At 35.6% G+C, this 10372-nt stretch carries 10 protein-coding genes; 3 read left to right on the forward strand and 7 right to left on the reverse strand.

What is annotated here, in order from left to right; genetic code table 11:
- The 4 genes from ACN4EE_RS13845 to ACN4EE_RS13860 all read right to left on the reverse strand — a co-directional run bounded on the left by ACN4EE_RS13845 (position 1) and on the right by ACN4EE_RS13860 (position 5602).
- Positions 1 to 1485 (reverse strand): DEAD/DEAH box helicase, encoded by a 1485-nt coding sequence (locus tag ACN4EE_RS13845; RefSeq protein WP_431707043.1) that lies wholly within the window; start codon positions 1483 to 1485, stop codon positions 1 to 3.
- A 200-nt stretch (positions 1486 to 1685) separates the two neighbouring features.
- Positions 1686 to 2540 carry a type I methionyl aminopeptidase gene (gene map / locus ACN4EE_RS13850; RefSeq protein WP_431707044.1) on the reverse strand — a complete coding sequence of 285 codons (855 nt, stop codon included), beginning with the start codon at positions 2538 to 2540 and terminating at the stop codon, positions 1686 to 1688.
- Between the two features lie 34 nt (positions 2541 to 2574).
- Positions 2575 to 3669: a hypothetical protein gene (locus ACN4EE_RS13855; RefSeq protein ID WP_431707045.1), complete on the reverse strand. Its 1095-nt coding sequence runs from the start codon at positions 3667 to 3669 to the stop codon at positions 2575 to 2577.
- A gap of 181 nt (positions 3670 to 3850) precedes the next feature.
- Positions 3851 to 5602 carry an ArnT family glycosyltransferase gene (locus ACN4EE_RS13860; RefSeq protein WP_431707046.1) on the reverse strand — a complete coding sequence of 584 codons (1752 nt, stop codon included), beginning with the start codon at positions 5600 to 5602 and terminating at the stop codon, positions 3851 to 3853.
- 270 nt (positions 5603 to 5872) lie between these two features.
- On the opposite strand from ACN4EE_RS13860, the gene ACN4EE_RS13865 reads away from it, so the two are divergent.
- From ACN4EE_RS13865 to ACN4EE_RS13875, 3 genes are read left to right on the forward strand one after another with little or no spacing between them, the layout of a single operon-like run.
- Complete coding sequence (locus ACN4EE_RS13865) at positions 5873 to 6127, forward strand: SemiSWEET transporter (protein WP_431707047.1); 255 nt, start codon at positions 5873 to 5875, stop codon at positions 6125 to 6127.
- Between the two features lie 11 nt (positions 6128 to 6138).
- On the forward strand, positions 6139 to 6444 hold the full coding sequence (locus ACN4EE_RS13870) for a hypothetical protein (protein ID WP_431707048.1): 306 nt from the start codon (positions 6139 to 6141) through the stop codon (positions 6442 to 6444).
- Positions 6445 to 6453: 9 nt separating this feature from the next.
- Complete coding sequence (locus tag ACN4EE_RS13875) at positions 6454 to 6813, forward strand: hypothetical protein (RefSeq protein WP_431707049.1); 360 nt, start codon at positions 6454 to 6456, stop codon at positions 6811 to 6813.
- Between the two features lie 130 nt (positions 6814 to 6943).
- On the opposite strand, the gene ispD is transcribed toward ACN4EE_RS13875, so the two are convergent.
- The 3 genes from ispD to ACN4EE_RS13890 all read right to left on the reverse strand — a co-directional run.
- Positions 6944 to 7648: a 2-C-methyl-D-erythritol 4-phosphate cytidylyltransferase gene (ispD, locus tag ACN4EE_RS13880; RefSeq protein ID WP_431707050.1), complete on the reverse strand. Its 705-nt coding sequence runs from the start codon at positions 7646 to 7648 to the stop codon at positions 6944 to 6946.
- Positions 7649 to 7671: 23 nt separating this feature from the next.
- Entirely contained in the window at positions 7672 to 9027 is a 1356-nt protein-coding gene (locus ACN4EE_RS13885; protein ID WP_431707051.1) for a Ycf66 family protein, read from the reverse strand.
- Positions 9028 to 9236: 209 nt separating this feature from the next.
- Positions 9237 to 10372 (reverse strand): ADP-ribosylglycohydrolase family protein (locus ACN4EE_RS13890; RefSeq protein WP_431707052.1); only part of this gene is annotated, 1136 nt, incomplete at its 5' end.

The following is a 10372-nucleotide window of genomic DNA, read 5'->3' on the forward strand; positions in this document are numbered from 1 at the left end:
TCAATCCTCCTCCTGCCAAGAAGATTTAGACTCGGCGGCTTTAAAAGAAGACTTATCTCGATCGAAGTTCGGATATAATAAAACTTGTCCTTGAGATGATTTCTTGTCAGATTTATAGCTTTCTCCTTTACGTCTAGCGGCGGTATTCTCATCGGTGGTATTTTCGGCAATGACTTCATAAAGAATGGCTAATTTTTCCTTATCGTTAGCCTTACGCAAAACGCGCCCTAGTCTTTGGATATATTCCCTCGTTGAGCCAGTACCTGATAAAATAATCGCTATCTTAGCATCTGGCACGTCCACCCCTTCATTTAAGACGTGGGAAGCCACTAAAATTTTATAGTCTCCTTGACGATATTTTGTTAAGATTTGATGACGCTCTTTAACGGGAGTTTGATGAGTTATGGCAGGTATCAGGTATTCTTGGGAAATGCGATATACTGTGGCGTTATCATTGGTAAAAACCAAGATTTTGTCGGGATAGTGTTTCTCGATTAATTCGACTAATACCCTTAGTTTAGCAGATGTTCCCCCTGCTATATCTTTTGACTCTCTATGAGCTAACATAGCACGTCTGCCTTGGTTCGATCGAGCGCTTGCCTGAATAAATTTTTGCCATCCATCCATACTAGAAAGAGAAATTTTGGCTTGACGCAAAAAATCATTACGAATTTTGATAGCGTTTTGATACTTTTCCTTTTCTTCGGGAGTGAGTTGTACTTTGATAGGAATAACCTGATATTCGGCTAAGGCATCCCCTGACAACTCTTTAGAGGTTTTACGATAAACAACCTTGCCGATTAACTTATCTAAATTGCGATGACTACCATCCCCTCTTTCGGGAGTAGCCGTTAAACCGAGTCGATAAGGCGCAATAGATTCTTCGGCGATTGCCTGAAAAAAATCTGTGGGTAAATGATGACATTCATCAAAAATGAGAAAACCATAGAGATTTCCCAATGCTTTGGCATGAATAGCGGCACTATGATAAGTGGAAACGAGAATAGGTGTATTATCATGAGAGCCTCCTCCCAACAAGCCAATTTTTGTCTTAGGAAAAGTTACCTCCAGTTGTGCATACCACTGTTGCATTAAGTCGAGGGTGGGTACAATAACTAAAGTTGTTTGTTTAGTATATTCGATCGCCAGTTGTGCTAAATAAGTCTTTCCTGCCGCCGTTGGCAAGACGACGACTCCTCTTTGTTTTGCCTTTTTCCACGCTTCTAAGGCTTCGGTTTGATGAGTATAAGGGGTTTTGTCGTCACAACTTTCCACATCTACGGTAAAAAATTCCTTTGCTTTGTCGATGAAGGCTATATCATTTTCCGTTAAAACCTTCGTCAGACTATGATAATGAATGGCAGGAATGCGAAATTTCTCTATTCTGTCATCCCATGTAGCAAAATCTATCCAAGCCTTTCCCTTCGGCGGTGGATGTAAGATTAAAGTACCTCGATCGTAAGTTAATTTACTTTGACGACTCATTGGAAATGAAGAATGAAGAATGAAGAATGAAGAATTACCTATTACTTATTACTTATTACTTATTACTTATTACTTGTTACTTGTTACTTATTACTTGTTATCTATTAGACTTCTGGTAAAAATTATTTTTAATTGGTTCGTAGTAAGGGGCTTCAGCCCTTAAAATCTTAATTAATGGAGAAGTCTATTGCTTCCACTAATTAATTTCTTAAGGTTAAAATTTCGTAACCACGATCGGTAACTAATACGGTATGCTCAAATTGGGCAGATAATCGCTTATCTACTGTCACCACAGTCCAATTATCTTTTAAGATACGAGTTTGTTTTTTTCCTTCGTTAATAATCGGCTCAATGGCAAGTGTCATGCCACTTTTTAATTGTACATTAGGTAAATCATTAGTGCGCACATTAAATACCGAAGGTTCTTCGTGTAAGTTTCTCCCTACACCATGTCCTACGAAATTATCTACCACCGTAAACCCCTGTTTTTCGACATAATCCTGTACTGCGATGGCAATATCCATGATATAATTTCCAGCTTTCACCTGCTCAATGCCTTTATATAAAGCCTTTTCCGCTACTTCTAACAGTTTGACGGCATTTCTTTTAATTTTGCCGACGGGAAAGGTAATGCAGGAGTCGCCATGATAACCGTTATAATATGCCCCCGTGTCGATTTTCACTATATCTCCCATGTTAATTACCTTTTTCGGGTTAGGGATACCGTGTACCACTTCATCATTAATACAGGCACAAATAGAAGCAGGAAAGCCGTGATAACCTTTAAAACTAGGGGTTGCCCCCATTTCTCTGATTCTTTTCTCGGCATATTCGTCTAAATCTGCCGTTGTCATACCCGGTTTAGTGATTTCCTCGATTTCCTTTAATACCGTTGCCACAATTTGCCCTGATACGCGCATTATCTCGATTTGCGCTTCTGTTTTTAATTCTATCCCCTTTTTACTTTTTTTCAGGGGAGGAAGCCCCTTTGTTTTCGGAGGATTCGATCGAGCATTTTTCAGGGGATTAAATAGTAAATCTCTTAAATTTTTCATTCTTTTTATTATTTAAAAATAACTCCAATATTATTTATTTTTTCTTGACAAAAGTTTTAGGTTTAAAGTCTTTTTTCCCGTCTTTATTAAACTTACCATCTCGATCGTTATCTTTTCTGAAGTTTTTTGGTTCAGGTTTAATACGAGGACAAGCGTAAGGAATTACTTTTCTAATTTCTAACACATCTCCTTTTCTTTTACAGATTAATTTATAGACATATCCCATCCATAAATTTTTCTTTTTGACAAACTCAAAAGAGTTAATAAAAGTATATTTAAACTTCTTGATAAATCCTGTTTCTTTTGCAGTAGCACGAACGTCAGCTTCCATCATCGATCGTTGTACCGTGAGATTTTTCTGAGCAGTCCATACACCTGTAAACTCCCAGTGTTCTTCTCCCATTGGATTAGTGGGCATCCCCTTATCCCAAGCAATAATTTGCACACTAATTAACTTATCGTCCTTCATTTTAGGATAAACTCGAAACCAATGAGAACCAAGTACAGTATCTGTATTATGGGCAATCCATTTTAAACGAGGATTTTTAAAAGTGGCTTCCAATTGCACACCATCAGGTAAAATGATCAAGAAAGGTTGATCCTCCTCCGAAGGTGGTACTAATATACCCTGTATTTCTGCGATCGCCTGATGACAACCATTACCGGCTAAAATCTTATAGCGTTTTTTCTCTACTTTCTCTTTTTTAGATTCAAATTTCTCTTGTTTACCTTTTGTGGGAGAAGAATTTTTTACCTTTTCAGATTTATCACCCTTAACGGCAGTAGCCTCATTCTTCTTATCTTTTTTAACAACCGTGGGTTGTGTTTCTTCGGTAAAAGACTTATCCTCTACTTTCTCAGGGGATTTTTCCTCTTGGGGGGTATCTATGACGACATTTTCGGTATCAACAGAAGTAGATTTTTCTTGTAATAACTTAATTTCTGCTTCCGAAGGGCAACAAAGACGACAGGGTTGATAACCTTCTGTGATGCCTGTTAAAAAAGAATCTAGTTTACGCCACCCTTCTTTATCAGGTTGACAATGGCGACAAGTGTGAGCGTGAATTTTGCCTACGGGAGAGACATAATAAATAGGATGTGTGGATGAGGAATTATTTTTTTGTACCATGATTTATTGAAAAAAGCCTGTTAGTATAGATTAACCTATTTTGCTACAGTGTTTTATTGTACTCAGTTCTTGCACCATCCGTCATAAATATATGGAGAAGGTAGAAGAGAGAGGGTGAAGAAAATGGGGTTTTGGGGTAATACTTGCGCAATCATTACCTTTCTTAATTCCTCATTCCTCATTACTTATTGATGATGTCTTGGGGGTTGATTCTTATTAATTTAAAGGCTTGTTTTTCTGATAATAAATCATAGTCGATTGTACTTAATTCACTATCTTCTAAAAATGTGGATTCCACCACTAATAAAATAGTATCTGTGTCAAAATTTTTGCTTTGTAATTGACTTTTAAAGTCTTCCATGCCATGAACAAAATTAACACTTCTATCCCCATAATAAACGATACTATAACGGGTAAATCCAATTAAAAAAACTTCTTCTTTCGGTGCAACTTTTTGGGGAATTTCTAAGGATATTTCTCGAAAGGAGAGTTGTCTTTCAGTGTCTAAAAGCGGTATTAAAGGGGGAAAAACAAAGGAAACAAATGCTAAAAAGCCGACAAAATTGGCACTCCATAGCCACGTCCTTAAGGATTTTTTGAATAATAAAATTAGGGCAATAATTACTCCTATTCCCCACGATATAGAGGATATTATTGGTATCCCTGATTTGCCTAAATTTTCGGCAAAAGTTGGAGCAGATGTGTCTTCTCCTATCAGATTAACACTTATGGCAGATACGATCGAAAGTGCCAATAAAATAATAAGATTGAAGATAGCAGTACCTAAAAATAATTTCTCATATCTAGGGGGAGATTCTCTTAATTTTTCACCCCAAAATAAAGCCAAAATAATGACAACTGCTGGCGCAACTGGTAAGATATAACCTTGCAGTTTGGTAGCGGCGGCGGAGAAAAACACAAAAGTTGTGATAAACCAACAAAAGCAATATAAACCTAATTGAGAATCACGGGAAGATTGTCTTACTTTTTGCCAACGCCAACAGGATAAATTAACTAAAGCAAGGGGAAAATATATCACCCAAGGCAACATAAACACCGCCCCCCAAATTATATAATAATACCATGGACCGGGATGATCAAAAACTACAGTGGTAAACCGTTTAAAATTACTTACTCCTAAAAATTCATTGACGAATATTTCACCATCCATAATCGTGGCGGCGATATACCAAGGGAGAGTTAAGACGAGAAAAATAGCGATGGTGCGAAAAGGCTTGATTTCCCAGAAGATTTCCCAGAATTTGCCCACATAAAGCAAAAAACTACCGATTCCTAATACTGGTAAAATAACTCCGATGGGTCCCTTGACTAACACAGCGATCGATAATAAAATCGGAAATATACCATAGCAAATCCCTTGAATTTTTGGCTTATCTGGTTGAGCATACCCCACAAAAAAGACTAACATAGCCAGTGCGATCGAACCCGATAAAAGCATATCCGATACAGCTATTCTACCCCAAGCAATCCAAGCAGGATTTAAAGCCATTATCACCGCGCCAATCCATGCCGTTAACCAGAGGTAAAGGGAATTATCAGGCTTCTGATGAATATAGCCAAAATAACGCAGAGTGTAAAACACCATCAAAACCACTGCCGTTGCCATTAAAGCCACTGGTAATCGTGCCGAAAACTCTGAAATACCGAATAATTTAAAACTTAAAGCTAAAAACCAATAACCCCCCGCAGGATAGGAATAAAAATAAGTACCATTCCAATGAGGACTTATCCAATTATTAGTTAACACCATTTGTCGAGCAACTTCAACATATAGCGCCTCAGTTTTGTCGATTAAACCTATATTACCAAGATTCCAAAAAAAGGTAATAACACAGATTAAGCATAGAGAAGCAACGGAAATTATCCATAATTTCTCAGGAGATTTTGTTAAAGATTTCCAATCAAGATACATTTAGAGTTATCCATAAAAATAATGATTCACTGATAAGCCAACGGTTATGAAATATATAATAATTGCTTTACCAGATTTATGCTATAAGCCTTAAGATTATCGCAGATTTATTGTAACAGAGTTAATGATATAATATAAAAATCTATAAATCTTAATGACGATAGGATAATTTTTTCTCTATTCTTAATCAAATAATTGAAAATAGGATCGAAAAGACTATTATACAGAACAAAAACAATATCTTTATATTCTTAAAAAAGGTAAAATTATATGGAATTAGTAACGATAATTGGCTTAATGGCTGGTAGTTTAACTACCATTTCTTTTTTGCCCCAAGTCATTAAAACATGGCGATCGAAATCAGCAAAAGATATATCATTATCGATGTTTTTAAGTTTTTGTATTGGGGTTTTACTCTGGATAATTTATGGGTTATTATTAGGCGAATTACCGATTATTATCGCTAATTTTATTACTTTAATTTTAGCAGGAACAATATTATTTTTTAAGGTAAAATATCCCTAAGAAACAAAATAATGTATTTACAATTTATTGTCTTATTTAATTTAATTTTATGCAGTTTAAATTTATACCTACTATGGAAATTAATCCAATTTAAGAAATATTTATCGAAGGTTAATCGATTTTTACAACATATTAATTATGATTTAGAATTAATCCTTAAAGAAATTCCTTTGACAATTTTATTAACTGCTTTAGAAATCAAAAAATTTAGACAAAATTATACTTCTTGGAAACTTAAACTAAAAAATACTCAAAAGTTAATTATAATTATGAGACTGATTTATCGCATCACAAAACCAAAATTAGCTAAATTTTAAGAAAGAATAATGACACCAAAATTTGAAAATATAATTGCATACGAAAAAGCCCAATTATTATTACAACCAATTTATATTAGATTAATCGATAATCTTCGTAAACAATCAGAATTATTAGAATGGAATGTTGAATATCAAGAAATTTCTGAGCCTTTCCCTAGCTATTTAATATCTCTAAAAAAAGGCGATTATCATAAACAATATAATCTTTGGGATTTGTGTTTTCAAATTTGTTTTATTTCCTATGAACAAGGACAAATTCAACCTGTTAAAATAGATGATACATTAATAGACGATCGAGGTGAATTAAACTGGGAAGCCTTAGAAGATAAAACTAAAAATTTAGTTACCAAATTATTCACAATTTAGATGTTAAAAATAAGGTTTGAAATGTTTAACAGAGATATTTAATTGATAGCAATTCTCGTTTTGGTGAGGTACAAAAATTGTCGTTGAAAGGCAAGAGGCAAGAGGCAATAAAAAAATGTACCTCATAATTTTAAAAACCGCTATATTCTGAGGCATGATTTTTTTGCTGTAAAATAAATTCAGCGATGGTTAAGTCTATGGGAGTAGTTACTTTAAGGTTAGTTTCTTCACCGTTGACGATTTGCACGGGGAAACCGCATTTTTCTAATAACGCCGCATCGTCTGTTACTTCCCAACCTAAATTAAGCCCTTTTTCGTGACATTCCTTTAATAATTTTACGTCAAAACCTTGAGGAGTTTGTGCCGCCCATAATTTTTCTCTGGGGGGAGTATCTGTCACTTGTAGATTATAGTCAACAATTTTAATGGTATCTTTAACGGGGATAGCCGCTATTAATCCTTGACAGTCTAACAAAGTTTGCGCACATCGATCGAACAATTCGGGAGTAGCCAAACACCTTGCACCATCATGGATTAACACTTTTTCAGCTTCTTTGGGTAGTGCCTGTAAACCGTTATACACCGATTGTTGTCGAGTATCGCCTCCTTGAATTAATTTGACTGGTTTTGATGGTTTAACTCGATCGATTATGTCTTGAAATATAGGAAAATCATAGGGTTGCCCCATAATACCAATCCATTCAATGGTTTTTGATTCATCAGCAGACATTAATGTCCATGCTAACAAGGGTTTTCCCTTCAACTCTAATAGTAATTTATTTTGGGTACTGCCCATTCTTTTGCCCATTCCTGCGGCGGGAATCAATAAATACATAATTTCAAATTTGTTTAAATCACCTATTCTATAGTTTTGTCTTCTTTCTGAGAATCTTCTTTTACTTCCTCTGATGTTTCAAGGTTTTCGATCGAGCTTTCTGTATTTTCATCTACTTCAATAGTATCGATCAAACTATCTACATTCTCATCTATTTCAAGGGTATCGATCGAACTATCTACATTCTCATCTATTTCAAGGGTATCGATCGAGCTTTCTACATTCTCATTTACTTCCTCTGATGTTTCAATGATTTCGATCGAGCTTTCTGCATTCTCATCTACTTCAATAGTATTGATCGAGCTTTCTACATTCTCATTTACTTCCTCTGATGTTTCAATGGTTTCGATCGAGGTTTCCGTATTTTCTTGATTCTCTTCTAATGTTTCAATAGTTTCGATCGAGGTTTCTGCATTCTCATTTACTTCAATAGTATCGATCGAAGTTTCCGTAACCGATTCATCATCTTTTGAAGAAATATTAGTTACATCCTCATTATTTTTTTCTGAGTTATCACCATTAGAATCCACAATATCTAAATTATCGATGGCGGTTTCTACTTCTGTAGCACTAACAGTAGGATCAATGTCTTCCTCTTCCATTTCTTCTATCTCTACAACAGATTCAACAGATTCCTTTTGTTTGACTTCTGGAGGGGGAGATTTACGGAAAAACCCTAGCAATTTACCCAAAATATTCGGTTTTTTCTCTTTATCAATCTTATTCTCTTTATTTTCAGGCGATAAACCTAAAGAATCTACATCAAAATCATCATCAATATCAGTTTCAGTTTCTGAAGGTGCAACCTCGTTTAACTCTATATCTAAGTCAATTTCTTCGTTAATCACCTCTTCAATGACACTTTCTTCCGTTTGAGTTTCTTCCTGTAAGGAGGTTTCCACAATAACTGTTTCAGTTTCTTTTTCTACGATAACTTCTTCCGTAGGAGTTTTTTCCAATGTAGGAGATTCTTCTTTTATCTCAGGAGATTTTTCCTCAGTTTTAGGAGGAGTTTGTGGAGTAACAACAGGGGTTTTCTTTTTCTTTAATTGAGAGATTTTTTCAAAGGAAGCGAGGATAAAAGTTAAAAGCGAAAAACCAGTCAATACATCGCTAGATTGCGTGTTAGCGGTGATTTGTTTTCTAATTTGACGATTTTCCCAAATAAATGCAACTACTATAGCAACGATAGCTAACTGTCCTAATAATACTGCCCCCGTGATTTTTCCAGCACATATCCAGAGAGTCAAAGCATAAAATAAACCTAGCCCACTCCAAAGAAAATCATCTTGGCGATGAGTTTTGGGACTAATAAAAGCGTTAAAATATAGCGTTAGACTAATCATAGCCATGACAATGGCGAGAAAGTAAGCTAACATTGCTTGTTCTCCTTCAATATGTTGATTCTTTATCTATATTATACTGAAATTCTGTCTCAATTCTCAAATAAGTAGGTCTGCTGAAAAAGTTTTTTGATAGGGATAGGTATCAGGTTTTAGGTGTCAGGTGTCAGGTTAAATAATGAAAAGTCAAGGTTTTGACGCATTACATAAGAAAATAAATTACAAAGGTATTGTGGCAATAAGATTTAAAAAGGAGGTAATAAACGGCGAAAACCGTGCATTAAAACTATGATCAGAAATAATATATTTCTTGGTAAAATCCACCACCAATTATAGTTTATGGGGGAACTTTTAAGGTAATTAGGGTTGTTTTCTGTGAGTTTATCTGCTATTTTCTCTAATAGTTGAATATTGCGAGGATATTCTGCAATTTTGTCAATCCATGATGTGGGAATTGCAGATTTGCCTAGGGTTACGCCACATAATGCCCCTGTAATTGCTCCCGTTGTATCGGTATCTCCACCACAGTTAAATACTGCTTCTAAAGCCTCTTGAAAGTTATCAAAATGGCGATACCAAGCATAAATTGCTATGGGAACTGTATGATATATATATCCTGAAATACCTTGTTTTTGTCCTATTAATTCCGCAAATTCGATGACGGACAATTCTTGTTTTAAACTATAAATGATTTGATTGACTAAGTTTAACCATTCTATATCTTCACTTTCGATCGATCTTAACATTACTTCTAATTCGTCAATGTCAGGGCATTGTTGTAAATCTTCCCTAACTATCCATGCTGTTATTAGCGCGATCGATCTTGCTCCTATTAAAGCACGGGGATCACTATGGGTTATTCTAGTGGATAAAGTTACAAAACTCTCTAATTTATCTATATTATCAGCAAAATAAGCCCCAATGATGCTCGATCGCATAGCGACACCATTTCCCGCAGAATAAACGCCACTTTTGAGGGGAGAAAACCCTAGCCATAGACGCACAATGGATTTTAAGGTAGCTAAACCTACTCCAGCAGGTAAAGAAATTAACCACCATTTGAGACACCATGCGAGTCTGCGGATAAAAATTTTCTCGTCATCTCCAGAGGTAAGAAGACATTGAGAGACAAAAATGCTATGCTCTGTATCATCGCTAATCATGCCGTAACCAAAGCATAATCTTTGATGCCATTTTCCCTTAAACATTCTATGATTGCGCTTTCTAGGGATTCCTTCGGCGGGTAAACCCACAGAATCACCCACTGCAACCCCTAGTAAAAGCCCTTTGATACGACAATTTAGAGTCATTTTCAAACCTGAGTGAATCATAAAATCATGAAAGAGGAGGAAGAGGGGGAGGGGGAGGGAAGAGGGGGAAG

Origin of the sequence: Geminocystis sp. CENA526 (assembly GCF_050753365.1) — a bacterium.
In the GTDB taxonomy this organism is placed as follows: Bacteria; Cyanobacteriota; Cyanobacteriia; order Cyanobacteriales; family Cyanobacteriaceae; genus Geminocystis.

Coding starts and splice junctions, on each gene's coding strand:
- ACN4EE_RS13865 (WP_431707047.1), top strand. CDS start 5,873: ATGGAATTAGTAACGATAATTGGCTTAATGGCTGGTAGTTTAACTACC.
- ACN4EE_RS13855 (WP_431707045.1), bottom strand. CDS start 3,669: ATGGTACAAAAAAATAATTCCTCATCCACACATCCTATTTATTATGTC.
- map (WP_431707044.1), bottom strand. CDS start 2,540: ATGAAAAATTTAAGAGATTTACTATTTAATCCCCTGAAAAATGCTCGA.
- ACN4EE_RS13860 (WP_431707046.1), bottom strand. CDS start 5,602: ATGTATCTTGATTGGAAATCTTTAACAAAATCTCCTGAGAAATTATGG.
- ACN4EE_RS13845 (WP_431707043.1), bottom strand. CDS start 1,485: ATGAGTCGTCAAAGTAAATTAACTTACGATCGAGGTACTTTAATCTTA.
- ACN4EE_RS13870 (WP_431707048.1), top strand. CDS start 6,139: ATGTATTTACAATTTATTGTCTTATTTAATTTAATTTTATGCAGTTTA.
- ispD (WP_431707050.1), bottom strand. CDS start 7,648: ATGTATTTATTGATTCCCGCCGCAGGAATGGGCAAAAGAATGGGCAGT.
- ACN4EE_RS13875 (WP_431707049.1), top strand. CDS start 6,454: ATGACACCAAAATTTGAAAATATAATTGCATACGAAAAAGCCCAATTA.
- ACN4EE_RS13885 (WP_431707051.1), bottom strand. CDS start 9,027: ATGTTAGCTTACTTTCTCGCCATTGTCATGGCTATGATTAGTCTAACG.